The sequence below is a fragment of the Virgibacillus sp. FSP13 genome (assembly GCF_054048505.1).
On the sequence record NZ_JBSVKG010000012.1, the window covers coordinates 44,006 to 69,009 of the forward strand.

Genomic DNA, 25,004 nt, shown 5'->3' on the forward strand with positions numbered 1-25,004 from the left:
CAGAAATATGTTTGATCACATTTTTCATAAATAAAAAAACCTCTTCGATAAGAAGAAGTTTTGTACATGGCTTCCATCTTATCTTGCAGCCGTTAAACGCTGCTGGAATTAGCACCTTCCTGATCATTATCAGTGGGTTGCCGGGTTTCATCGGGCCATTCCCTCCACCACTCTTAATAAGAAATGTATTAAATTAAAGTAATCATACCAGAAAAGTATGTATTAAAGCAATCAATAAGTGAATTTCACTCATTGGAGGGACTACGAAAGGACGTTGCGCTTTTGGTCGCCCTATTCGTTAACGAGGGTTAAAAGAACACTGAAGCAATAACAATAGAAATAACTAAATTCAACTGCTAGAATTTAGTTAGGTTCAAGAAGGGTGGCAAAAATAATGAATCAAAAAGTGATCATAAACAATAGGACAATTAATGTCGACAATTTTTACGAAGATACAGTTGTGAATAAATCTAAGGCCGAAAAATTACTTAAAATAGGATTTGATTTTAAAGTTAGCAGCAGTGACTACCACGAAATTACAACCTTGCTATATGCTAATGATTTTCATGTGAAAGTTCCAGAAAAAAATCTCGAATTTCACGCAACTATTTACTCCTATTCGACGTCAATTACAAATCTCTATCAAGATGGTGCAGTTGGTGATTTTAAATTGGAATTAATGGAGGAATAAGCGCTTAGCTGAATACAACGTAACAGATTATTTTTACAAACAAAGGAATATTCTATATTTGACGGATATATTCAACATCCCTATAATGAACAACTATGTGTTATTTAAAAAAGGGCAAGTTGTGGTTTTTCGTAATTGTAGTTTGGTTATTATCTTCCATCCATCGGTCTGTGTGGAAATATTATAGAGGTTGTTCAAAAGTTACTAAATGACAAGCGGTGGCTTTTTGAACACGCACTTATCGACACTTGCTCCTAATTAATTAGGAGGAAAAGCGTGTACGAAAAAGAGAATAAAACAGATTGGACAGTGTTTTTAATAAGTGGAGGATTTGTAATTTTATTCATTGTGTTATCTTTCATCAACAGCACGATGGTGGGCGATACGATTGTTAAATTATTTAATTGGTCTGCGAAGTATTTTGGAGCCTATTGGCAGGTACTATTGTTGGCAAACTTTGTAATTGGGATCTATTTTGTCTTTTCAAAGTATGGAAGGGTTCGTTTAGGGAATCAAGCAGCACCGAAATACAATTATTTTAAATGGATTTCTATGATTCTTTGCACATTACTTGCGAGCGGGGGAGTCTTTTGGGCGGCGGCTGAGCCAATGTATCATTATATGACTACACCACCGTTATTCGGTGAAGGATCAGGTAATATCCCGGCCGCTTTTGCGCAAGCCTTTATGGATTGGGGATTTTTGGCATGGGCCATACTTGGGACATTATCCACAATTGTGATGATGTATGTGCATTATGTTAAAGGGCAACCGCTAAAACCCCGAGCAATCCTATATCCGATTTTCGGGGAAAAAGTCTATCATAAAAGTATTCTTGGTTCGCTTGCTGATATCATCTCGATTATAGCAGTAGCAGCAGGAACACTTGGACCTATTGGCTTTCTGGGGTTACAGGTAAGTTATGGATTACATGATTTATTCGGTATACCCAATGTGTTAACGACAAGTATTATTATTGTATTAGTATTGTCGATGATAGCTGCTATTTCTGCGGCAACTGGTGTTGATCGTGGGATATTACTATTAAGTCGCATCAATGTAGGTTTAACTATTTTATTAGCCGCTGTTGTACTTATTATTGGGCCAACTATGTTCATTATTGATGCTTTTGTTTCCGGGGAAGGCTTTTATTTGCAAAATTTCTTCACGATGTCATTGTACCGTGGTGATGAAGCATGGCTTGGTGCATGGACTGTTTTTTTCTGGGGATGGTTTCTCGGCTATGGCCCGATGATGGCTATTTTCATAAGTCGGATTTCAACAGGAAGAACGGTACGCGAATTGGTGCTTGCTGTTTCAATCGTTGCACCAATTGTGAGTAACTTCTGGTTTTCTGTAGTAGGCGGGACGGGTGTGTTCTTTGAATCAGAAAATCCTGGATCTGTTTCAACAGCATTAAATGAGTCGGGCATGCCAGCTGCAGTTATGGCAATCATGGATCAACTGCCGATGGGCCTTATTATGGCAATTGGGTTTTTAATTGTAACCATTGTGTTCGTTGCAACAACAGTTGACACGATGTCTTATACTACTGCTGTCTCTATTACGGGAACTGACCACCCATATCGTTGGCTGCGCGTATTTTGGGCGATTTTGTTCGGCCTATTTTCTATGGTGCTACTCGTAATTGGGGAAGGATCGATTACGGCGATTCAGAATATGATCGTCATTACGGCTGTACCTGTTTCTTTACTGTTGTTGCCACCGCTTTGGTTAGCGCCAAAAATAGTAAAAGAGATGGCGATTATGCAAAATATAGCGTGGGAACGTGAAGGCAAAAAACCTTTGCTTGTAAAAGAAGACGATTAAAAAACAACGGGGTACTTTTCTTGTTTGGGGGAGAAGTACCCGTTTTTGTGCAGAATAAAAAGGAGATCCCCAACCCATATGTATATAAATCATGCGAATTTTTTGTTATACTAAACATACCTCATGGTTTACAAAAGGAGGATGAACCGCTTGAGCCAAAGCGTTAAAAATTTACAAAAAGAAGCAATGCATGTACTGAAATTAACAAGTAGAACCTTCTATATACCAATTAGTCTTTTGAAACCAACATTAAAGAAAACGGTTGCATCAGCTTATTTATGCATGCGAGCGGTTGATGAAATTGAAGATCATGAACAATTGGATTCTGAAACAAAGCAACATCTATTGCGCTCTACAAGTGAATTGTTGAAAAGTAAATTTGATAATGACGCATATAGTCAATTGCTAGAACCATATAAATCACTTTTACCCGAAGTAACGATTAGACTTGGCGAATGGATTACGGTTTGCCCGCCAGAAATAGTTGGCAAAATAAAGGAATCAACAAGTGTTATGGCAGCTGGAATGGCGGATTGGACAGAAAAAGATTGGTATATTAAGGATAAAGAAGATTTAGATAACTATACCTATTATGTTGCAGGATTAGTCGGTGTCATGCTTTCCGATATATGGGAATGGTATGACGGAACAACGACAGACCGTGAACTAGCTATTGGGTACGGAAGGGGTTTGCAAGCCGTTAATATCTTGCGGAACCAGGAAGAAGATAGTGAACGCGGGGTGCATTTTGTTCCAGATGGTTGGACAAGAGCCGATTTATTCCAATATACGGAAAAAAACCTTGCTTATGCGGATGCGTATATGGAGGATATTTCAACTCGGAATATTTTATTGTTTTGTAGGATTCCGCTGGCACTAGCGAAAAGAACGGTGAAGGCATTACAAGGTGGCAGAGAAAAAATTTCCCGTAATGAAGTAGAAACGATTGTTGAAGAAATAAAGAATGAATAAGGAGAAGCCGCTGTTCATCAAAATAGCGGCTTCTTGCATGGGAATTAATAGACTTGGAAAATCATCGATAAAGCAAGGGAAGTGAGGCTGTAATCATAGGCCTCATCACCCGATTTATTTTCGAAATAAGGCTTTGACTCCGAGATATAATACGGCTATGGCAAATACAGCCATGGATATTCCGCCAATCACCTCGAAAAAATTAGCTATTTCAGGGGTTATAACAGCTGAAGTTGGAAGGTTAGCTAGTCCGAACCCGGCTAAAACACAAGCTAAATACAGTAAAGCTAATTGATACATTGGTAATCCCTCCTTCCCTTTAGACTATGTGGAAAAGAGGGATTACGTTTGGATGGCCGTTTGTCTAGTCCCCGAGGTTGGTTTAGTTTACAAGGTTAAAAGCATTGAAATGACTGAACTCTGTCTAGATCCACCCCGAAGTAGGACCATCTATTGCCATACCATCTAAAACCTGCAACTGAATTTCTGCCTACATAGATCGGGAAAAACCAAAAAGAACTCCGATTTAACCAGATATATGTGAAGCGGTAAAGACACCCGCGGATCGCACCTGGATCTACTGCAAATGTTTGGAATTGCGGCTTTTCTGGAGTAAAAGATGGTGGAGGAGTGGTAGGAGCACTGGCGGATTGGCCACCCCCAGGAAATCCTTGGCCTCCAGGAAAACTAGGTTGCCCCCAACCAGGAGCTCCGGATTGTCCGCCACCAGGGAAACCAGGACCATGCTGTCCTCCAGGAAAGTTTCCTCCACCTGGGAATCCTGGACTTCCCCCTGGGCCTACACCAGGAAAACCTGATTGATTTCCACCTCCAGTGAAAAAATCAAAAAGTCCAGGAATATTAAATTGCTGCCTTTCAACATCTTGATTATATGGTTGCTGATAATAATTCATTATGATTCATTTCCTCCCTTAAAGTGTGTGCTCAAAAAGTTGCCAATGAAATATCGTTCGTTCGCTGCTTATCATTTGGTGACTTTTTGACAAAATCATAAAAGTCTCTCCCTTTACAATATGGATAATCGTCTAGGGTGGTATAGGCACTTATAAGACAATTGAACTTTTTGAACGATGAAGATTGTAGTTTTTCATGGGCACTTACATAATCTGGCTATTAATCCTAATAAATAATTGAAGTTTTGGTCGCGAATGTTGAATTAGTATTATGTGAGGGAAAGTTAAAGGAATTAAAAATTTCTCTTTTTGTGTTGACTCTCACGTTACGTCATACTTTATAGTAATCATTAAAGGGAGGTTACCAGTTACAATGAAAGTGAAAGAGGTTGCGGATTTAGTTGGAATTAGTGTGCGCACACTACATCATTATGATGAAATTGGATTACTAACTCCAGCAAGTACAACGGAATCTGGCTATCGTCTGTACTCCGATAACGATCTGGAAACATTACAACAGATTTTGTTTTTTAAGGAAATTGGCTTCCCTTTAAAAAAAATAAAAGGAATTATCAGTAGTCCATCATTTGATCGGAAAGAGGCTTTGGAGTTACATCGTAAAATGCTAATCGAAAAACGAAGTCGCCTTGACAAGATGATTTCGACAATTGATAAAACCATTCAACACTCGAAGGGAGAAATTAATATGTCAGCTAAAGAAAAATTTGAAGGCTTTGATTTCAGCCATAACCCATATGAGCAAGAGGCCCGTGATCGCTGGGGAGATAAAGCTGTGGATGAGTCAAATGCAAAAGTGGATAACATGTCTAAGGGTGAACAGAAAGCTTTAGAAGATGATTTTAATGTACTATATAAAAAGCTAGCCGAGATTCGACATGAGCCACCAGAGTCAGATATAGCACAAGAAAATATTAAGGTATGGTTTGACTATTTGAATAAGGTTGGTACCTATTCGTTGGATGCTTTCAAAGGACTTGGTCAGATGTATGTTGATGATGATCGTTTTAGAAAAAACATTGATCAGTTTGGTGAAGGCCTAGCCGAGTTTATGCGTGATGCGATGGCAGTTTACGCAGATCGAAATAAGAAATAACTTTTCACTGAGAAAGTGACGTAAAAACACAGTGCCTTTTAGGGAGGGGCACTGTGTTTTTTACCTGTCTGGAAAGTAATCTATTGAGTCTATAAACTTTCCACTGCTTCTTCTATATCTTTTGCTTTCGCTATAGCTGATATAACAGCGACACCATTAGCACCCGCATCGATAACAGATTTGGAATTTTGTGTTGTGATGCCACCAATTCCACAGATGGGTAAGTCGGGAAAGCGATCTCTTAATGTTGTAATCCAATCTAAGCCTACAGCTAGTTTGGCATCTGCCTTTGAAGTAGTATTAAAAACCGGTCCAGCACCTAAATAGTCAACCATTTGAATGGGGCTCTTTGAAACCTCACGCAAATTTGATACGGAAAGTCCAATTATCTTATTAGGAAAAAATTGACGTAATTCCTCAACTGACTTGTCTTCTTGCCCAACATGAACTCCGTCTGCTTCAAGGGTTTCTACAAGCTCTAAATCATCATTAACAATAAATGGGATGTCGCAATTGCTGCAAACTTCACGAAGCTTATGTCCTAACGTCAATTTTTCATTTCCTTTTAATGCCCCTTCACCTTTTTCGCGAAATTGAAAGGCAGTTATTCCAGCTGAAATTGCTGATTGAAGTACTTCCACAGGATCACTGTCGCAATTTTGGCTACCCATAATAAAATACTTTCTCAAACTTTGGCTAAATGTTTGTTTCATTTATTTTAGCCCCCCTAATTCATCGCTCTCAAGTGAAAGAGCATCAATGAAATGAGGTAGAAATGTTCCGGGTCCAGCAACTTCAGGGCTATTGACAGCATATTCAGCAGCTAATCCGTAAAATTCTACGGCAGTTAAGGCTTGTTGTTCGATTGGGTCATCTGTTGTAAGGCATGCCGCTAAAATGGAACCGAGCAAACATCCTGCTCCTGTAACCTTAGTAAGAAATGGGTGACCAGTCTGGTTTTGTTTTAAATGGTTCCCCGTACAAATAATATCCGTCTCTCCGGTAACAACAGCTGCGGTCTGATAAATTTCGGTCACTTTGGCAGCGACTTCTGCAGTATTTCCCTCACCAACGGAATCAGGTCCTTTTGTTTCCCAGGGTATTTGGACGAGATGGGCCATTTCACCCGCATTACCTTTAATAACTGTAGGCTTGACTTCACGTAGTATTCGTTTTACAGCATCATCTCGAAATGGCGTTGAGGCGACACCAACTGGATCAAATACTACTGGTATTCCTTTTTCATTGGCAGCTTTTCCAGCTTGAATCATGGCGGAAACCTCAGATGGTGTAATGGTGCCAATGTTAATCAGTACTCCATCCGCTATCGATGCCATGTCGCCTGCTTCTTCTTCCGCTTTAGCCATAGCTGGTGTTGCACCAAAGGATAATAAACCATTAGCCGTAAAGTTCATGACAACCTGGTTCGTTAAATGGTGAATAAGCGGACGTTTTTCCCTGACATTTTTAATGTTGTTACTGTTCATGGCTTGTTAACCTCCTCTAAAGGTGTTGCCCAGTGATTTGTTGGCCCACTGCCATGTCCGATTGAAAATGAATGGCGGATTGCAGCAGTTACATAATCTTTTGCTCTTTTTACGGATTCTGGTAAAGAAAAGCCTTTGCTCAATAATGCCGTTATTGCAGCAGAATAGGTACAACCTGTTCCATGTGTATTTTTCGTTTCAATTCGTTCAGAAGAAAAATGGTACATTTCTCTTCCGTCATATAAAAAATCAATTGCTTCACCATCTAAATGGCCCCCTTTAACAAGGGCAGCTCCGGCACCATGTTTAAATACGATTTGTTCAGCAGCCTGTTGTAAATCATCGATCGTTTTAATGGTTTCTCCGATAATATATTCTGCTTCTGGAACATTTGGTGTAACTAACGTTGTCATGGGTAGAAGCTGGTCACGCAAATAGTCTCGGGCATCTGCTGTGATTAATGGATCACCACTGGTAGCAACCATTACAGGGTCCATGACAAAAGGGACGGATAAATGCGAAATTTTCTTGGCTATTGCATCCATTATGTCGATATTCGCAATCATTCCCGTTTTAAATGCTTGAAATGGGATATCCGAAATAACAGAATCAAGTTGTTGTTCAATCATTTTTATAGGGATATGGTGAACCTCCTGAACGCCAGTTGTGTTTTGCGCAACAACAGATGTAATCACAGACATACCGTAGCATGTAAATTCCTGGAATGTTTTTAAATCAGCCTGAATGCCGGCGCCGCCACTTGGATCGGTACCAGCAATGGTAAGTACACAAGGTATTTGAGTCATTGCTGTGTCACCAATCTTTCTCCAGGCCATTCCTCACAAGTGTATGCCATGTCCCAAAAAGCTAATTCCAATTGACAGCTTTTGCGGAATGCTTCTTTCATTCGTGAGATGTCTTTGTTTGAAGACTCATTTGCCAATTCATCTAAACGGGTTCGCATTTCCGTTGTGGTTTTTTCCATGCTATCCTCAGCATAAAAGCTGATCCATGGATAAAACGCATGATTTTTAGACGGTTTATATGTTTTCATCAATTCCTTCCCGATTTCGAGATATGTCCATGGGCAAGGAAGTAATGCACAGATTATTTCTGGCAAACTGCCCATTTGTGCATGATACATCATATGCTTCATGTAATGATCAGCAGTAGGTGGTAATGGATGCCCCTGAAGTTCGTCATACCCTACCCCGATTACCTCGCAAAAATTATGGTGAGGATGGGTTTCGCTATGCAGTACAAACTGGATTTGTTCATTAAAAAAGGACATATCTTTACGATTGTTTGATTTGGAAATCGCGATTCCGTAAATGTTGATAAATGCATTTAAATATTCAAAGTCTGCTTTAATATAATGTGCTAATGCTTCTTTAGGGACGTTTTCTTTGCCAATTCCCTGTACAAATGGATGGTTAAAGATTGCTTGAAAAATATCTTTATTTTCTTCTCTAAGATTTTGTGAAAAAGTCATTGTCATGCCTCCTTGAATTTTTAAGGAAGCTACTAGGGGAGTAGAAAAGTAGATAAATAGAGGAGAGTACATATTATTCTCGCTCGACTACTTCCCTCCGCTGGTATTAACCAGATCAGGTTCCAAGGGACTAAGGAATATTCCTATTCTCAGCCGTTACAGCGCCCCTAGTAGTTTTCCGTTATACTAAATATTTTGTGGTACTTGTTGCTTCAAGCGAACAGCTATCATCCAGCCCATCAATGCGCCTGTTCCGCTGCTCACTAGAAATGATGGGAAGAAGAACAATGCACCAACTGAACTTCCCATTAAAAGGTTGGCAAATGGTACGGCAAACAAGGAACCAATAATTCCGGTGCCAATGAATTCTCCAAGTGTAGCCCATAACTTTTTGCCAAATTTTTTGTAGAGATAACCTGCTAGAAAAGCACCAATCATCCCGCCAGGAAATGCCAATAGCGTACCAAGTCCAAGCAAATTACGGAGTAACCCAATCATAAATGCGACCATAACAGCTGGAGTTGGACCGAGCATGATTGCTGCCATGACATTGACCGCATGTTGTACAGGGTAGGCTTTGGCAACGCCTGCTGGAAACCATAGAATTTGTGCCCCAATCGTTCCAATAGCTACAAAAACTGCCATTGTTGTTAGTAAACGCGTTCGATTCATCTGATTCCCCCTTTCAAATAAAATAAAAAAGCTAGATCCTGATAAAGGGACCTAGCTGGTGGGATTAGTTTATGGACATAATGCCACTCACTACTTCCCTCCGCTGGTGTTAACCAGATCAGGTCCATAAGAGTCGGAAAGCAGTTCGGCCTTCCTCTCAGCCCACGATTTTGGGCACCCCTAGTAGTTGAACTATTATAATTTGCTTGTTGATTCTTATCTTAACAGAGGTCTTTCCATTTGTCACCAGTCTATAACAAATATTTTTCTCTCAACAATTCTTAAAGAAAGAAGGGCCGCTCCAAAACCAAAAGTTTGAAGCGGCCCTTTTTCAGTTAATCAATTCCCCGCATAAACACGTGAATTTTCTTTGATGCGGCAAATAGAATGAAACCAAGTAAGATGGATATTCCACCAATGATGCCGAAATATAAAATTTCTGTATCAGGCGAATATAGTTTTACAATTTGTGCATTGATAGCCTGTGCTGAGGCATTGGATAGGAACCATAGACTCATCGTTTGCGCTGAAAATGCAGCTGGTGCAAGTTTCGTAGTTGCTGATAAACCAACTGGTGATAAACATAATTCCCCAATAACAACTAAGAAGAAACTTAATACTAACCATAACGGATTGACAAGTGTGTCTGTTCCATTAATGATAGCTGGTACAATCATCACGAGAAAAGATAGTCCAGCGAAAAATAGCCCAAGTGAAAACTTCTTCGGTGTTGATGGTTGGCTTTTTCCTAAGCGAATCCAAAGCCAAGCAAATACAGGCGCTAAAAGTACAATAAATAAAGGATTCAATGACTGAAACCAAGAAGATTGAAGCTCAAAGCCTGCCAAACTTAGATCGGTTCGCTGGTCAGCAAAACGTGCCAAAATAATTGAACCTTGCTCTTGAATTGCCCAGAACATAATAGCTGCGATAAACATTGGTATATACGCAAGTAAACGAGATCGCTCCACTTCTGTTGTTTTCTTGCTGCGATACATAACGATGAAATAGCACGTAGGAATTACAATCCCTAGTAAACTTACAATCATTGTGAAACCGTTAATTGTTAAGATACCGGTCGGGATAGTGATTGCTCCCAATAGAATAACGATGATTGCACCAATACCAAACCGTTTAAATACGGTTTTTTTCTCTGACCCTGAAAGTGGATTTGGAACAGTCGAACCTGCTGGGCCAAGATATTTTCCTTTTGTGAAGATGAAAATAATTAGACCGACAAACATCCCGATCGCCGCTAAACTGAATCCAAGGTGGAAATTGTACTCTTGTCCAATTGTTCCGACAATTAATGGTGCAATAAGTGCTCCCAAGTTTATTCCCATATAGAAGATACTAAAACCAGAATCCCGGCGATTATCTTCTTTACTATACAAGTCACCGACGATATTCGATACATTCGGTTTCAGCAAGCCAGTTCCAAGAACGATTAACGCCATTGAAATGAATAAAAATGTTAAGCTTCCTGGAAAGGATAGAACAATGTGACCGAACATGATTAAAATTCCGCCATAAAAGGTAGTACGTGTACTTCCTAGTAAACGGTCAGAAATCCACCCACCGATGATACCTGACATGTAAACAAGCGAACCGTATACAGCCATAATCGATGCGGCAGTACCCTGGTCAATTCCTAGTCCACCTTTTGATAATTCATAGTACATATAAAATAATAGAATGGCACGCATTCCGTAGTAAGAAAAGCGCTCCCAAAATTCTGTGAAAAAGAGTGTAAATAACCCTTTTGGATGTCCAAAAAACCCTTTTTGCGGAACATCTTGAATATTTTGATTATTTGATGTCATATTGTTGCCTCCCTGTTTGACAAATATAATTATACAAGATTATAAGCAAATTGAAAAGTTATTTATAACTCTAAATAGCGTTAATAGACAGAATAATTAATCACATATAGCCGGAAAGCCTTTAGTTTTTAGTTAATATCCACTTAAAAAAGTATTGACAGTTGTATACCACAAGGGTATAATATCGTCTTGTTATTAAAAGTCTTAGTGATAAGATATTTAGTGAATGGATTATTTGAAACTGTTTATTGAGCATAAAACCACTAATCAGTTTTCCTTTACTATTCACAGGGAGTGATAGGCAATATGTTTGAAGATGATTTTCTTGAGTTAGAAGATACCTTTAGAAAAATCATGAAAAAGTTTCCTGGTGCTTGGCGGGAACATACGAAATTGGGGTTTTCAAGAAATGAAGTTCTTCTGCTTTATAAACTAAATTCTGACGGGCAGCAACGAGCTTCTGAGTTAGCTGATATTCTTTCCATTACTACAGGAGGATTGACGGGTATTACTGATAAGCTTGTCAACGGTGATTATATTGTAAGGCAACGAGATGAAAAGGATCGTAGGGTTGTGTATTTATCAATTACCAGTAGCGGCAAGGAAATTTTAGAATCGATGTATGCCTCCAGAAAAGCGTTCATTAAGAAGCTTACCAATAATATATCTAAAGAGGAATTGGTACAGTTTAAAACCATTGCTAATAAACTTCTAGCTAATTTTGAGGATAACGTAACACAGTAAAAGGGAGAACACAGCGAGTAATTTAAATAAGTGTAATACTTTTTAGAAGTATAGGATAAACTTCAGCCCCCGCTTAAACGAGGTAAATTACAAGTTTTTCCAAAAATATAGGAGATGAAATAAAGAATGACTGAGTCAACAACAATGAATGTAAAGAAAGGGCCGATTTTAGCTGTTATCATTTTGGGTGCATTTGTATCGCTACTTAATCAAACATTAATGAACGTCGCCCTACCCTCCATTATGGAGGATTTAAAAATAGAGGAAAGTACCGCCCAGTGGATAACTACAGGCTTTATGCTGGTTAATGGTGTACTTATCCCGATCACTGCTTTTTTAATGGAGAAATTCTCAACAAGACAATTATTTTTAACCGCGATAAGCCTTTTTGCCTTAGGTACACTGATTTGTGGAATAGCTCCAGGGTTTGTTATCTTGATGGCAGGAAGAGTTATTCAAGCTGTTGGTGCAGGTATTATCATGCCACTTCTAACAACAGTGGTATTGGCCCTTTTCCCTGTTGAAAAACGTGGGGGAGCAATGGGTGTCATTGGTATCGCTATTATATTCGCACCAGCTGTTGGACCGACATTATCAGGATTCGTTGTGCAAAATTATTCATGGAGAGTACTATTTTATATTATTTTCCCGATTGCTGTACTAACGATTATTCTAGCAAGTATTTTCTTGAAAAACGTTACTAAGCAAACATTTCCGGATATTGATGTGGTCGCAATTATTTTGTCCACACTTGGATTTGGCGGTATTTTGTATGGCTTTAGTACGGCGGGTACGAACGGATGGACTAGTGCCTCCGTCATCACCGGATTGATTATTGGTTTTATCGGATTGCTCTTGTTTGTATTGCGCGAATTGCGTGTGGAAACACCTATGTTAGACTTTCGTGTATTTAAAAGTGGAATTTTCTCGTTAACCACGGTTATTAATATTATGTTAACAGTAGCTATGTTTGCTCCAATGCTGCTTATTCCTATTTATTTACAAAACATTCTTGACGTCAGCCCGATGGATTCTGGCCTAATGCTTATGCCAGGGGCGATTGTAATGGGAATTATGTCACCAATAACAGGTAAAATATTTGATAAAGTTGGTGCACGGCCTTTAGCAATTTTTGGATTGGCAATCACTGTTGTTACGACATATTTGTTTACACAATTGACAGATTCCACTGGATACATGTATTTGGTTATCATTTACACGATCCGTATGTTTGGGATGTCCATGATTATGATGCCAATTATGACTGCCGGACTTAATCAGTTGCCACAACGATTGCATCCGCATGGTACTGCTATGGTCAATACAGTCAGAGCCGTAGCTGGGGCCATTGGTACAGCTTTCCTTGTGACGGTAATGACAAATCAAGCAAAAGATAGTATAAAAGATATTATTATTTCTAACGGTTTTGACCCAACGAATAAACAAGAAATGCTTCATGCAACTAATCTAGCGCAGGTTCAAGGCATTAACGATGCTTTTATGGTATCAACAGTATTCGCAGCGATTGCGCTGGTTCTTTCTTTCTTTATCAAGCGAGGAAGAACTTCTCAGGAAGAAGATCCAGAATTAGAACAGAAACCAGAGCTTGTGACAGAAAAAGCATAAATAATAAAACCAGGCGATCGGGGAGTACCCGGTAGCCTGGTTTTTTACTGCTGTGGGAAGTTGCTGGATGAGTGGGAAAGTCGCCGGAAGAGGGCGGGAAGTCGCCGGAATAAAGCGGAAAGTCGCCGGACAAAAGGGAAAAGTCGCCGGACGAAAGTGGAAAGTCGCCGGACAAAAGGGAAAAGTCGCCGGACGAAAGTGGAAAGTCGCCGGACAAAAGGGAAAAGTCGCCGGACGAAAGTGGAAAGTCGCCGGACGAAAGCGGAAAGTCGCCGGACAAAAGCGAAAAGTCTCCGGACGAAATGCGAAAAGCCAACCCGATAAAAAAAGCAACCCCGCAACCAACTATAATGAAGAGAGCCAATGCTGAGAGTCCCAGCTCACACCATCAGCGGTTGCCCAAATGCCTTTGTCCCGGTAATCTAAGCGCAAGTACAATCACGAGCATACAGAAAACAAGACTGGTTGCTGCAACAATATGCAAATGTTCTATATCCAAATGGCTGTTAAATGCCAGGCCAAGCAAACAGGATGAAAGAATCGAACCCAAGTAACGGCTTGTTTGGAAGAGACCTGACGCTGAGCCGGTTTCTTCGGGCTTAACTTGTTCATAAAGGGCTGTTTGCATCGAAATATTATTAAATCCGTTGCTCATACCAAGTATCGACATGATAATTAAAAACCACCACAATGATGACTCCTGCTGAAATGTGAGTAACAGTGCTGTGCCGATTAAAAGTAGAAAGGCTCCGATCACGAGCGGTAATTTCGATCCATACCTGTCAATCATTCGACCTGCAACTGGGGCAACAATGACACTGAAACCTGCCAGTGCAAGCATAATTAATCCTGTATGTTCCTCACTGTAATCGCGAACTTGTTGCAAAAATGTAGGAAAACCAAAGAAATAACAGTAATAAATCAGATTAATACTGGTGAACTGTAAATAGATGAATGAAACATTGGTATTTCTCTTAAGTGATGCAAGATCGATAAAAGGTTCCTCCTGTTTTTTCTCATAAAAATAAAAGCCAACCGATGAAATTAAAAAGACAACCAATGCTGACCAGTGGATATTATTCTCCAGGGAAAGCAGAAATAAAATCAAACCAATCATCGACACAATAAAAAGAATGATCCCGATGAAATCAATTCGCTTTACATCTATTTTTCCCTGTCCTTTTGTCGGTAAAATAAAAATAGCCATTACAAAAGAAAGAACAATAAAAGGAAAGTTAATGATAAAAATTGATTGCCAGTCCCATGAAGCAATTAAAAAACCACCGATTGAAGGACCGAAAGCTGCTGAAGTGGACGCGAAAATGGACAGAGTAGCCAATGCTTTCCCTTGCCCTTCAGTAATATTTGTTCGCACCATACTCATCCCGCTAGGAAACAACGTTGAACTGCCAATAGCCTGAAGCGCGCGGCAGCCCAGAAGAAATGGATAGTTTGGCGAAAAAGGTGCTAACATAGAAGCACCTGCAACAAGAATTAACCCAGTTAAAAATAAACGTTTTGGGCCGAACATATCACTCAATTTTCCCATTACAGGCTGTGCTGCTGCGCTTGCCAAATAAAATATGGAAATAAGCCAGGAAGCATCTGCAAACGTTAAGGTGAATTCATGCTGTAACCGAGTTAGTGCAACCGAAATCATCGATGAATTTAGTGGATTAAGCAGTGTACCAAGGCCAATTGTTAAAACAAGCAGCCACGGTTTACGTATTGTTTGTGCCATTTTGATCACCTATTTTTTTTATAAATTCGAATAACCTTAATCATATGCCAAAGCAGGGGAAGTCAAAAATATTTTGCTCAAAAGGTTTTCCCGGGGGGACTCGTACATGGGCCGGAGAGTCGCACAACATCGGGCCGAAGCCGGGGCTAATAAAGCGTGAATCTTAATTTGGAGCGTGGATAACATGATAAAAAACAGTATCAATTTAACCGAGGATATACGAAACTGGGTAGTAAATGCGGTTGACCATAATGCTGAAGTAATCACGACCGAACAATTGAAAGGGAGTACATCGTCAACATTATATCGGATTTCCCTTCAGGTCAACCAGTGTGTGGAACATGTGGTATTACGCTTATTTGACAATAAGGAATGGCTGTCGGATGAACCTGATTTAGCTTTGCATGAGGCGGGAAGTCTGCGTCTTGCTACGAAAGCGGACATTCCAACACCTGCAATAATCGCATTTGAAGAGAAGGGCGAAATTTGTGGGGTGCCAGCTGTTCTAATGACAATGGTCGAAGGTTCTGTTAACTTGAAACCGAATGATTGGAATGAATGGCTGAAGGGTTTGGCAGCGGCACTTGGCAAAATTCATGCTATAGATCCAGATGACTTTAATTGGACGTATTTCACTTATAATGATATTCCATCATTAGAAATGCCATTGTGGACTAACTTTCCGCAAGCATGGAAAAAAGCAATTGAAATCGTAAAAGGTCCACGCCCGCCAATTAAGGATTGCTTCATTCATCGGGATTATCACCCTACCAATGTTTTGTATCGCAATGGGAAAGTTAGTGGTGTTGTCGATTGGGTAAATGCGTGTAGGGGACCAGCTGGCATCGATGTTGGACACTGTAGGTTAAATCTAGCAATGCTATATGATGTAGAAACAGCAGACAAATTTTTAGCGGCGTATCAGAAGGATCAAGGTAATAGTTTTACATATGATGTGTATTGGGATTACGTTTCATTGATCGATATCCTTTTTGGTCCGCCAGTGGTGTATCCGGGCTGGAAGGCTTTTGGTGTGACGGGATTAACCGATAAGATGATGGAGGAGCGACTGGATAGGTATGTTTTGAGTTTGCTAGAATGTATTTAACAATATATCATACCTGTCTTGTCTTCTATAAAAGGACCTTATTAAATTCTTTATGGAGAAACATGTCAATAATGGCTCTCTCCATAATACTCAACTAAATTTTCTTCCCGCACACCAAATGTCCGTTTGCTATAATGAATGTAAGGAATTGATTCCATTTAAACGAAGGTGAAATGATGGAAAAAATAAAGTTTTTCAATGGGGACTTTAAAGTAAAATATCGTTCCGAAGAGATTGTTTTGCTGCCGAAAGAATTTCAGCTCCTTCAGTTTTTGTATCAAAGCCCATCACGGATTTTTACGAGGGAGGAGCTTCCGTTTATTGTTTTTGATATATACGCAGTAGTTTGATAAAGCGGAAAATCTTCTCCGACAATCAGAAAAACTTAAATCACTCATTTTCTAATCCTAAACCATTTCTTCCATAACTTATGAAAAACGAAATAAGTCTTATTCTTATGCATCCAACTTTTCAAGATAAAAATCCCAATATAGACAAAAAACGACAATATGTTTATAATGTTATAGTAATATATAAGCATGACATTAGTACTATCTTTGTGAAAAATTGATAAAGGCAAACTTATCGAAAGGTAAGGACGCAAAGCTGCGAGTCTAAAATCCTTATGGATAATGATAGTCGGGTTGCCAATAATTATAAGAAGCGATTATTTGGTTATCCCTATCTGCATCTGGGATAGCCTATTTTAGGCTCTTACGGAAAACCGTACAAACTCAACAATGAAGTATGGCAGACTATAGGAAAAAGGGAGGATAGAGATGGTAGTTGTAGATAAAAGAAAATATAAAATGGCAATTAATGAAGCCGTGAAGGAAGTACATGTACAGGTGCATGGATTAATGAGAGAGGAAGATGTAGAAGGTTATATGGTAGATTTACAGGATACGATTAATAAAGTATCAAGACAAGATTATACATTTGTTGTCGATGCTACTTACCAAACTCCGGTTCCATCAAAAGTTGTACCGCAGTTGGAGCAAACGATGCAATTTTATTCTAGCTTAGGTTTTAAGGATATTCTTGTAGTAAAGCCTTCATCTAAAATAGCTCAAGTGCAAGTTAGGAATGCACTTGAAAGAATAGAATTTCCAGGTACATTTATCGATCATGTACCTTCTTCTATGTAACTTGGATTCCAATAATCAGGGGATTTTTACTTTAAAATGTGAAAGGAAGTCAACAAGTGCAAACAACACTAGAATTATATACATATGAAATTATAACGAAGGAACAAACAGATTTAATTCAGAGGGCAGCTGAGTGTCTAGCACGTTCATTTATTGGTGTGGATGTTTCAGGAAAATGGGTACAGGAACCGATGGTAGGTCAATTAAATATCGGTTACGAAGATTTCTATAAGTTTACTAAGGATTATTTAGACTCAACAGTAGAGCAGGGATATTGCGCAGTCGCTCAAGATAGTAATAATAATGTTGTTGGTGTACTTGCTGGAGATACAAATGCACCAGAGATTATCGGGGAAGATATATTTGAAGGTTCTTTTTATGATATGAACATCATTCTGCATGTTTTGGAGGATGTGGATAAACGTTTCATGGAAGATTATAAAAAGCGAAGCGGAAAAGAACTCAAAGATGGAGAGTTATTGCACCTATTTATGTTAGGAGTAGTAGCTGAACATGACCGTCACGAAATTATTCAGCAATTAGGAAATAGACTGATAACAGAGGCATCTTCACAAGGATTGAAGGCTGTTTTGGGTGAAGCAACAAACCCGAAATCGATACGTGTGATGGGGAAATATCATAATATGGAGAAATATAAAGATTTGGAAGGAAATTATATTGTCCATAAATATCAGGATAATAGTAGGTTAAAGGATATTCCTTCAAATATAGCTGATGGAACATACATACTTATTAAAGAGCTTTAAAAATTTCATAACAGGTCTAATCAAATAATTAAAAAAGCAGGGGATTAATTAATCATGGAAGTTATAATGCTAGGTATTATTGTTATCTTATTAGGGACAACAGTATATTTTGCTTACCTATATTTTTCACTAAAGCATCATCCTCATATCAATAAAGAAATCATAAATGGAATGAAAGAAATATCAGCAGGTAATATCAGTAGTAAGGTTGATGAAAAAAGTTCTGATCATGCTGTATTTAATCAACTAATTGAATTCTTTGGTCGTGTAAGAGAAAAGTTTCTTTCATTTTCAAAAAGTGTACATAAAAAAGGAGAAAATCTTACTGAAATCGGTGAATATGCAACTGAGAAAGCTGATATTGTAAGAGCCGCAATCGATGAGGTAGGTAGAGGATTAAAGAAACAATTGGTAGCTACAGAAGAAAGCGCAATGTCTATGGAAGAAATGACACAGTCTATCGAAGATCTTTCTGCGAGATCAAATCAAATTTCGGAACAATCGAATACTACCTTAGAATTGACGCAAGAAGGAAACGTAAAGTTAAAGGACTCTTTGGAAAAAATGGAGCAGTTTAATCAAACGGTAAATACAACATTTGATGCAATAAATAAACTTGGAGAAAAGTCTCACGAAATCGGCACTATTGTAAAAGTGATCACAGGGATTTCAGAACAAATTAATTTATTGGCATTGAATGCGGCAATAGAAGCGGCCCGTGCAGGTGAACACGGTAATGGATTTGCGGTTGTTGCTGATGAGGTTCGAAAATTGGCCGAACAATCTCGTCAGTCTTCTTCTGAAGTATCAAATATTGTAAAGAATATACAAGAAGAAACTGAAATAGTTGTAAAATCAATGCAACAGGGAACAGAAGAATTTGAAGATACAAGTACGACCTTTGTAGAGGTTGGAACTATGTTCGAAAAGATTCTATCTGCTACAAAGGTTATCGCTGAAAATAATGCAAATTCTTCTGCTAGTACAGAAGAATTATCTTCTGCTTCTCAACAGATAACAGCAACAATTGCAGAGATAGCTTCTATCTCTCAGGAATCTGTTGAAATGTTTGAGGAGCTAATAGAAATTAGCGATGATGAACTACAAACAATACAAAAACTAGTTCAGGAAGCAAAGGGGCTTAAAGAGTTAAAGAATGATGTCAACAAATTACTATTAGATGGTGTTGGAATAGAGGAAACCAAAGTGGATCAAGAGGCTGAAGATAAAATCAGTGTAGCAGTATAAAGGATGTTGATAAAGATTAAGAATGCTTCTCATAGGTTGATCAAACTTGTGAGAAGCTTTATTTTGTAACTTTATAGGGATGAAAATCATTTTAATAAAAGTATTTTGTAATATCCTTCGAAAATAGCAAACTCAATGAAAAATAGGGACTCAAAGCCGCGGGCCTAAAGAAATATTTACTTGTACCAGATTTTTCAAAGCTGACATCTGAAAGTATCTTACTTGCACTTGGACAGGCATTTTTCACCCTATCATTAGGTGTTTCAGTAATAATGCTTACATATGCTTCTTATTTACCTAAGACTCAAAATCTACCTCAATCTGCCATTTCTATCATTATCTTAAATATTGTCATTGCTTATAAGCAGGCTTAGCCATTTTCCCGGGGGCTTTCTCATTTGGAATTGAACCGAATGTTGGACCTGTCTTAATATTCTCTGTTTTACCGGCAGTATTTGAACAGATGCCTTTTGGGATGCTCTTCTTTTTAGTGTTTTTAATATTATTCTTATTTGCTGCTTTCACTTCAGCATTCTCTATGTTTCAAATTATTGTGGCAGCAGTTACTAAAAATGATCCCAGAAAGCGCAAGAAAAGTACTTGGTTGATTGGTATTCTTATTTTTATCGTTGGAGTCCCATCCTGTATTTCGTACGGTGTGCTGGCAAATGTCCAACTTTTTAATAAGACGATCTTTGACTTGATGGATTATGCTGTCAGTAATATCTTAATGCTCTTAATGCCTTTAGGTGCATTATTAATCGCGATTTTTGTATCTCGAAAAGTTTCAAAGGAAGATTTGTTTACAGAATTAAAACAAGGATCGAATGTAGGATATGTTTTTTTCCATCTGTTATTTTCTATTAAAATACATAGTTCCGATCGCTATCATCGTCGTTTTCTTAGATGCAATAGGGCTATCTGGTTGGATTCTAATTTGCTTTAAATAAAAATTACTTCTAGTAAAAACATCAAGGAGGTCAAACAATGAAGGAAATACAAAAATTGTTTCCTAGTATGGACGGGAATATCCTTCAAAGGGAGGAACTATTGTCCTACTTTAAGACGATTTTAACGAAAATAGATGAATTAAAGGATCCTAACAAACTAACGCTAGGCGAAATGCCAGAGTACACAGAGGATTACTATAATTCTATTATTCATAGGGCAGACGTTCCGAAAACGGGAGTTTCTATGGAGGAAGTGATTAAGAAACTTCTAAAATTAGTAGAAGGACATAGGTATGTCAATCAAAACTATGTAGCTAATGCAGCGCCCCTTCCGAATATAGCCAGTATTATCGGGAATTTAGTAATGGTGCTTGTCAATGGGAACAATATTTGGGATGTGGAAGGTTCAGCAGCGGCTACCGCAGAAGTCGAAGTCACAAGCATGCTGTCAAAACTAATCGGATACGATGAAAATCTAAGTTCCGGATATACAACTTGGGGAGGACAAGGGGCTGCCTTCAACTCATTGCGTCTGGCCATTGCCCGTTATGCGCCGGCCTCTAATCAGACGGGAGTACCGGAAAATCTTTATTGCTTCTGTTCAGAGCTATCCCACTACAGTTTGTATAAATCTGTAGAAACAACTGGGATTGGTGTAGAAAACATGATTCGCGTGAAAGTGAATCATGATCATTCCATGAATCTAGAAGACTTAAAAGAAAAAATGGAGCATGTTATTGCAAAAGGTGGCGTTCCGCTTTATATCCTTGCCACAATGGGAACAACCGATACATTTGGGATTGATGACATTGAGGAGATTAAGCGAATAGCGGATGGGCTGGAACGTAAGCACTGCTTAAGTCCAATTTATATCCACGCTGACTCAGCTATGGGGGGTATGTATACCTTCTTTAATGATTACGACTTTGAAAGTAATTCTCTGCAATTTGAAGACAATGTTAATGAGGTATTGAAATCCTATCAAGAGAAGTTTAAACATATCAAGCTTGCAGATAGTATGGTCTTTGATTTCCATAAGTTAGGACAAACACCTTATATTACAAGTTTATTTTTAATTAAAAACAGGGAGAACCTGAAGTACATTGATTTAGATGAAGCAGAAACACCGTATGTTGGGAATCGCGGTTATGGAAGCTATCATACAGGTTATACACTCGAATGCTCGCGAATGGGAAGTGCTTTGGCGATCTATGCTTCATTATTAGCATTTGGTATGGAAGGCTATCAAGAGCTTTTAGCCAACTATATTCGCGTCAATATTGCCTTTAGAGAGAGGCTAACAAAAGAAGTTTCGAATGTAGCGATCACGAATGAGCTTTCCCCGATTACAACATTCCGCTTTTATCCTGAAATGACAAAATGGAATGATGAATTGAACGGGCTTTTAACCGTTGAAGAAATGATGGATATAAATCAATTTAATGACGAATTTGCAGAAGTAATTGGTGCAGAACGAGATACAGTCTTCTTTGGAAATACAAAAAAGCAGCGTCTCGTGGAAGCAGCAAATTCAAACAAGCGAATATCCATATATGCACATAAATTTTTCACGATCTCACCATATTCAACGATAGATGAGGTCGATCGTTATGTTGGATTTCTAAAAGAACACCTAGAATTTTTCATGAAAACAAAAATCATGGCTTTCAATCTAGAATAGAATTATAGGATCTAAAAGCGTTAAAGATATTACACATTCTCATTTAACGGGCGGCATGATGTAACAAGCTTTCCGTGGTTGGGGTCTGATACCTCAAACTTTGTGGTGTATCCGGGCTGGGAAGCTTTTGGTGTGACGGGATTAACCGATAAGATGATGGAGGAGCGACTGGATAGGTATGTTTTGAGTTTGCTAGAATGTATTTAACAATATATCATACCTGTCTTGTCTTCTATAAAAGGACCTTATTAAATTCTTTATGGAGAAACATGTCAATAATGGCTCTCTCCATAATACTCAACTATATTTTCTTCCCGCACACCAAATGTCCGTTTGCTATAATGAATGTAAGGAATTTATTCCATTAAAACGAAGGTGAAATGATGGAAAAAATAAAGTTTTTCAATGGGGACTTTAAAGTAAAATATCGTTCCGAAGAGATTGTTTTGCTGCCGAAAGAATTTCAGCTCCTTCAGTTTTTATATCAAAGCCCATCACGGATTTTTACGAGGGACGAGCTTCTTGACGCGGTTTGGCCAATGGAAGCTCCGACAGATAGGACAGTAGATGATCATATTTACCGGGTTAGGAGAAAGCTGAAACCATTGTCCTCTGTGGTTAGCATCGAAACAGTCAGAGGGTGGGGCTACCGATTGATACTTAGTAAAGAGGCGCATAAGAGTCCATTGTTAAAAGACGAGGAGGTGTCCTCTAATGTGAAAATGCTCTTTCACAAATATCATCTCTACGGCCAGGGAGATGCCTTGAAGCTACTTGAAGAAAATCAGGCTGTGTTCGGCTTTGAACTTGATCTACAGAGTCGTCTATATCTCCATTTCATGAGGGGTGATTTCAAGTGGTTCCTAGAGAAGGAGGAAATCTTCTTCTGGGAAAAATGCTATTACTTTCTTCATATATATTCCTACATCGAAGCAGACAAGAAAAAATGCCTTGATTATTTTTCAAGGGCATTGGCTGCAAAAGAACTGCCAGAACACTATCGTCTCGAAATAAGATTACTGAACCGTTTGTCGTTTTTGATATATACGAAGCAGTTTGACGAAGCGGAAAATCTTCTCCGACAATCAGAAAAAGAGATTCACGAAAAAAATCTGGAAGGTTTTATACCGCTGATTTCCCTTACAGAGCTCTATCTTGCCTTTCTTAGAAGTGATACTGACAGGATTGACAAAAAGATGGTGGAAATGGATAAAATGCTCGTAAAATACCCTTTTTTAAGAGAAAAAGCTATCTTTTATGTTATTAAAGGAATAAAATGCCTTACCGTAGAAAAACAAGCCGAAGCAGAACATTATTTCGATGAAGGATTTGAACTATTCCAGGAAGCTAAATACATCCCAGGCATATTGAGTAGTCTGAATATTATCCTTTTCTTTTTAAAAGAATTTCAAATGAAAAATGACTTATACGCTCGCTACCAAAAAGCATGGAAAAGGTATGCTGAAGAATACAATTTTCCTGAATTGAAGCGCCAAATTAGAAGCCAGCTTGATGTTTATTTGAAATAACTTATTTGGGTAATTTCCTACACTGATTGGAAAATACAAAAAACTCCCATCCTCTGATATTCCTCTGATATTTACTCGTTATGCTGTTTATAGCGGAAATATCATAGGAGGTATCACGAATGGAAAAACATGTATCGATTTGGAGAGATAGAAATTTTATAAAGTTCTTTTCAGCCAATGCACTTTCGAATTTGGGAAATTGGTTTGATTTTGTTGCCGTGCTAATTTTATTCCGGTACACATGGAAGGCGGATCCGATGTTGATTGCTCTCATTCCCGTCATGTATGCCATCCCAAGCATTTTGTTAGGGCAATTTGCTGGCGTGTTTGCAGACCGGAGAGATAAATTGAAAATCCTCGTCCATTCCGATTGGATCCGAGCAGGTTTAACCTTATTGCTTGTTTTTATCCCTGTTCCCATGCTCGCCCTGCTTGTCCTTTTATTCCGCAATACGGTTGGGGTGATAAGTCTGCCAGCGCAGCAAGGATTAATGAGAAGCATTGTCGATGAAGATGACATTATGAAAGCAGTAACTATTAATGGAAGCCTGTTTCAACTGGTAAAGGTGGTTGGTCCACTTATTGGGGGATCTGTAGCAGCTATCTTTTCTCCTGATCTTTCGATTGTTATAAATGCCGTATCTTTCACTCTTTCAGGAATTATCCTCACTCGGATCCATGTAAAAAATCAAAATCCGGAAAGTATGGAGGAAAATGGTGCACCGGAACAGTCAGGTTTTTTCGCTTCATGGAAAGAAGGCTGGGGCATCGTTTTAAAAAGCAGGATCCTTTTGGCAAGCATCATGTTCGGGATTGTGAGTACCCTGACGATTCAGATGATCGATGCCCAGATTGTTACATTGTTCAGCGAGGTGTTTCCTGAAAGACCGGAATTGACAGGCTGGGCAATCTCAGCGATTGGAATCGGTTCCCTCCTAGTTGTCCTGCTTCTGAACAGAATAGAAAGTATCCGGAAGTACGGTTGGTTCTTCGGTACTGGTTGTTTGCTCATTGGCATAATGATCGGAGGATTTGGTTTCATGGCTAATTATCGTTTTATTGTTTTAGCAATTGGTCTTGCTTTTATCGGCGGACTTGGCAATGGGATGACTTTTACTGCAGTAAATTATCTTATTCAAAGGGAACCACCAAAGGAAGCGATTGGAAGGGTTTCTGGGATTTTGGATTCCACATTAAGCATCCTATTTATAGCTGGTCCACTGCTTGGCGGACTTCTGATCAACCAGTTTGGCGTACTGACAGCCTTTAGAATCATTGGTATTGGACTAACCATGATCGGGGTTGTCGGAATCTCCTTACAAAGGGCTATCTGGAAGCAGAACAACCCGGCTGTAGCCTTGAAAGAAACCAAAGGGGATTGTGGAGCAGTATGATGGAATTTGGCCGTTGGAAAAGTCCATTTGTTAGATCATAGAAGTTATCCATTCAGTGTCTATTATAGCTGCA

23 protein-coding genes, 1 pseudogene and 4 riboswitches are annotated in these 25,004 nt (G+C 38.8%); of the genes and pseudogenes, 14 read left to right on the forward strand and 10 right to left on the reverse strand.

What is annotated here, in order from left to right:
- Positions 1-75 precede the first annotated feature (75 nt).
- Positions 76-183: riboswitch (SAM riboswitch) on the reverse strand.
- A gap of 211 nt (positions 184-394) precedes the next feature.
- From ACW2QC_RS11780 to ACW2QC_RS11790, 3 genes are all read left to right on the forward strand, one after another.
- Positions 395-691 carry a DUF3219 family protein gene (locus tag ACW2QC_RS11780; protein ID WP_457544175.1) on the forward strand — a complete coding sequence of 99 codons (297 nt, stop codon included), beginning with the start codon at positions 395-397 and terminating at the stop codon, positions 689-691.
- A 276-nt stretch (positions 692-967) separates the two neighbouring features.
- Positions 968-2,521 carry a BCCT family transporter gene (locus tag ACW2QC_RS11785; protein ID WP_457544176.1) on the forward strand — a complete coding sequence of 518 codons (1,554 nt, stop codon included), beginning with the start codon at positions 968-970 and terminating at the stop codon, positions 2,519-2,521.
- Positions 2,522-2,707: 186 nt separating this feature from the next.
- The gene (locus ACW2QC_RS11790; RefSeq protein WP_457544222.1) at positions 2,708-3,493 is read left to right on the forward strand and encodes a squalene/phytoene synthase family protein; all 786 of its coding nucleotides are present in this window, start codon (positions 2,708-2,710) and stop codon (positions 3,491-3,493) included.
- Positions 3,494-3,607: 114 nt separating this feature from the next.
- Here the strand turns inward: ACW2QC_RS11790 and ACW2QC_RS11795 are convergent, their stop codons facing one another.
- Together ACW2QC_RS11795 and ACW2QC_RS11800 are read right to left on the reverse strand one after the other, a co-directional pair.
- On the reverse strand, positions 3,608-3,793 hold the full coding sequence (locus tag ACW2QC_RS11795; RefSeq protein WP_457544177.1) for a hypothetical protein: 186 nt from the start codon (positions 3,791-3,793) through the stop codon (positions 3,608-3,610).
- Positions 3,794-3,888: 95 nt separating this feature from the next.
- Positions 3,889-4,407, reverse strand: a complete 519-nt coding sequence (locus ACW2QC_RS11800; RefSeq protein ID WP_457544178.1) for a hypothetical protein — start codon at positions 4,405-4,407, stop codon at positions 3,889-3,891.
- Between the two features lie 373 nt (positions 4,408-4,780).
- Here ACW2QC_RS11800 and ACW2QC_RS11805 point away from each other — a divergent pair, with 373 nt between their 5' ends.
- Complete coding sequence (locus ACW2QC_RS11805; protein WP_457544179.1) at positions 4,781-5,521, forward strand: MerR family transcriptional regulator; 741 nt, start codon at positions 4,781-4,783, stop codon at positions 5,519-5,521.
- Positions 5,522-5,610: 89 nt separating this feature from the next.
- Here the strand turns inward: ACW2QC_RS11805 and thiE are convergent, their stop codons facing one another.
- The 6 genes from thiE to ACW2QC_RS11835 form a co-directional block, all read right to left on the reverse strand.
- Complete coding sequence (thiE, locus tag ACW2QC_RS11810; RefSeq protein ID WP_457544180.1) at positions 5,611-6,234, reverse strand: thiamine phosphate synthase; 624 nt, start codon at positions 6,232-6,234, stop codon at positions 5,611-5,613.
- Positions 6,235-7,008, reverse strand: coding sequence for a hydroxyethylthiazole kinase (thiM, locus tag ACW2QC_RS11815; RefSeq protein ID WP_457544181.1), 774 nt, complete (start codon positions 7,006-7,008; stop codon positions 6,235-6,237).
- Positions 7,005-7,814, reverse strand: a complete 810-nt coding sequence (thiD, locus tag ACW2QC_RS11820; RefSeq protein ID WP_457544182.1) for a bifunctional hydroxymethylpyrimidine kinase/phosphomethylpyrimidine kinase — start codon at positions 7,812-7,814, stop codon at positions 7,005-7,007. The genes thiM and thiD overlap by 4 nt, the downstream gene beginning before the upstream one ends.
- Entirely contained in the window at positions 7,811-8,500 is a 690-nt protein-coding gene (gene tenA / locus ACW2QC_RS11825; RefSeq protein WP_457544183.1) for a thiaminase II, read from the reverse strand. Before tenA ends, thiD begins: the two co-directional genes overlap by 4 nt.
- Before the next feature lie 75 nt (positions 8,501-8,575).
- Positions 8,576-8,679, reverse strand: a riboswitch (TPP riboswitch).
- Between the two features lie 7 nt (positions 8,680-8,686).
- On the reverse strand, positions 8,687-9,172 hold the full coding sequence (thiW, locus tag ACW2QC_RS11830) for an energy coupling factor transporter S component ThiW (RefSeq protein WP_457544184.1): 486 nt from the start codon (positions 9,170-9,172) through the stop codon (positions 8,687-8,689).
- A 78-nt stretch (positions 9,173-9,250) separates the two neighbouring features.
- Positions 9,251-9,364: riboswitch (TPP riboswitch) on the reverse strand.
- 143 nt (positions 9,365-9,507) lie between these two features.
- On the reverse strand, positions 9,508-10,995 hold the full coding sequence (locus ACW2QC_RS11835; protein WP_457544185.1) for a peptide MFS transporter: 1,488 nt from the start codon (positions 10,993-10,995) through the stop codon (positions 9,508-9,510).
- 306 nt (positions 10,996-11,301) lie between these two features.
- Here ACW2QC_RS11835 and ACW2QC_RS11840 point away from each other — a divergent pair, with 306 nt between their 5' ends.
- Together ACW2QC_RS11840 and ACW2QC_RS11845 are read left to right on the forward strand one after the other, a co-directional pair.
- The gene (locus tag ACW2QC_RS11840; protein ID WP_457544186.1) at positions 11,302-11,739 is read left to right on the forward strand and encodes a MarR family winged helix-turn-helix transcriptional regulator; all 438 of its coding nucleotides are present in this window, start codon (positions 11,302-11,304) and stop codon (positions 11,737-11,739) included.
- 126 nt (positions 11,740-11,865) lie between these two features.
- Positions 11,866-13,365 carry a DHA2 family efflux MFS transporter permease subunit gene (locus tag ACW2QC_RS11845; RefSeq protein ID WP_457544187.1) on the forward strand — a complete coding sequence of 500 codons (1,500 nt, stop codon included), beginning with the start codon at positions 11,866-11,868 and terminating at the stop codon, positions 13,363-13,365.
- Here ACW2QC_RS11845 and ACW2QC_RS11850 read toward each other — a convergent pair.
- Together ACW2QC_RS11850 and ACW2QC_RS11855 are read right to left on the reverse strand one after the other, a co-directional pair.
- Positions 13,289-13,729 (reverse strand): hypothetical protein, encoded by a 441-nt coding sequence (locus ACW2QC_RS11850; RefSeq protein ID WP_457544188.1) that lies wholly within the window; start codon positions 13,727-13,729, stop codon positions 13,289-13,291. The two genes, ACW2QC_RS11845 and ACW2QC_RS11850, sit on opposite strands and share 77 nt — an antisense overlap.
- 24 nt (positions 13,730-13,753) lie before the next feature.
- Positions 13,754-15,106: an MFS transporter gene (locus tag ACW2QC_RS11855; RefSeq protein WP_457544189.1), complete on the reverse strand. Its 1,353-nt coding sequence runs from the start codon at positions 15,104-15,106 to the stop codon at positions 13,754-13,756.
- A gap of 184 nt (positions 15,107-15,290) precedes the next feature.
- On the opposite strand from ACW2QC_RS11855, the gene ACW2QC_RS11860 reads away from it, so the two are divergent.
- The 8 genes and pseudogenes from ACW2QC_RS11860 (at position 15,291) to ACW2QC_RS11895 (ending at position 24,931) form a co-directional block, all read left to right on the forward strand.
- Positions 15,291-16,214 carry a phosphotransferase family protein gene (locus tag ACW2QC_RS11860; protein WP_457544190.1) on the forward strand — a complete coding sequence of 308 codons (924 nt, stop codon included), beginning with the start codon at positions 15,291-15,293 and terminating at the stop codon, positions 16,212-16,214.
- A gap of 565 nt (positions 16,215-16,779) precedes the next feature.
- A riboswitch (cyclic di-GMP riboswitch) is annotated at positions 16,780-16,866 on the forward strand.
- Positions 16,867-16,993: 127 nt separating this feature from the next.
- Entirely contained in the window at positions 16,994-17,362 is a 369-nt protein-coding gene (locus tag ACW2QC_RS11865; protein WP_457544191.1) for a hypothetical protein, read from the forward strand.
- A gap of 56 nt (positions 17,363-17,418) precedes the next feature.
- The gene (locus tag ACW2QC_RS11870; RefSeq protein ID WP_457544192.1) at positions 17,419-18,129 is read left to right on the forward strand and encodes a hypothetical protein; all 711 of its coding nucleotides are present in this window, start codon (positions 17,419-17,421) and stop codon (positions 18,127-18,129) included.
- Between the two features lie 54 nt (positions 18,130-18,183).
- A complete protein-coding gene (locus ACW2QC_RS11875; RefSeq protein ID WP_457544193.1) occupies positions 18,184-19,377 on the forward strand; it encodes a methyl-accepting chemotaxis protein in 1,194 nt (397 codons plus the stop codon).
- A 170-nt stretch (positions 19,378-19,547) separates the two neighbouring features.
- Positions 19,548-20,327, forward strand: a pseudogene (locus ACW2QC_RS11880) (sodium-dependent transporter); the annotation flags it as partial.
- A gap of 37 nt (positions 20,328-20,364) precedes the next feature.
- Positions 20,365-22,008, forward strand: coding sequence for a pyridoxal phosphate-dependent decarboxylase family protein (locus tag ACW2QC_RS11885; protein WP_457544194.1), 1,644 nt, complete (start codon positions 20,365-20,367; stop codon positions 22,006-22,008).
- Positions 22,009-22,388: 380 nt separating this feature from the next.
- Positions 22,389-23,537 (forward strand): winged helix-turn-helix domain-containing protein, encoded by a 1,149-nt coding sequence (locus ACW2QC_RS11890; RefSeq protein WP_457544195.1) that lies wholly within the window; start codon positions 22,389-22,391, stop codon positions 23,535-23,537.
- 119 nt (positions 23,538-23,656) lie between these two features.
- Complete coding sequence (locus ACW2QC_RS11895; protein ID WP_457544196.1) at positions 23,657-24,931, forward strand: MFS transporter; 1,275 nt, start codon at positions 23,657-23,659, stop codon at positions 24,929-24,931.
- Positions 24,932-25,004 lie beyond the last annotated feature (73 nt).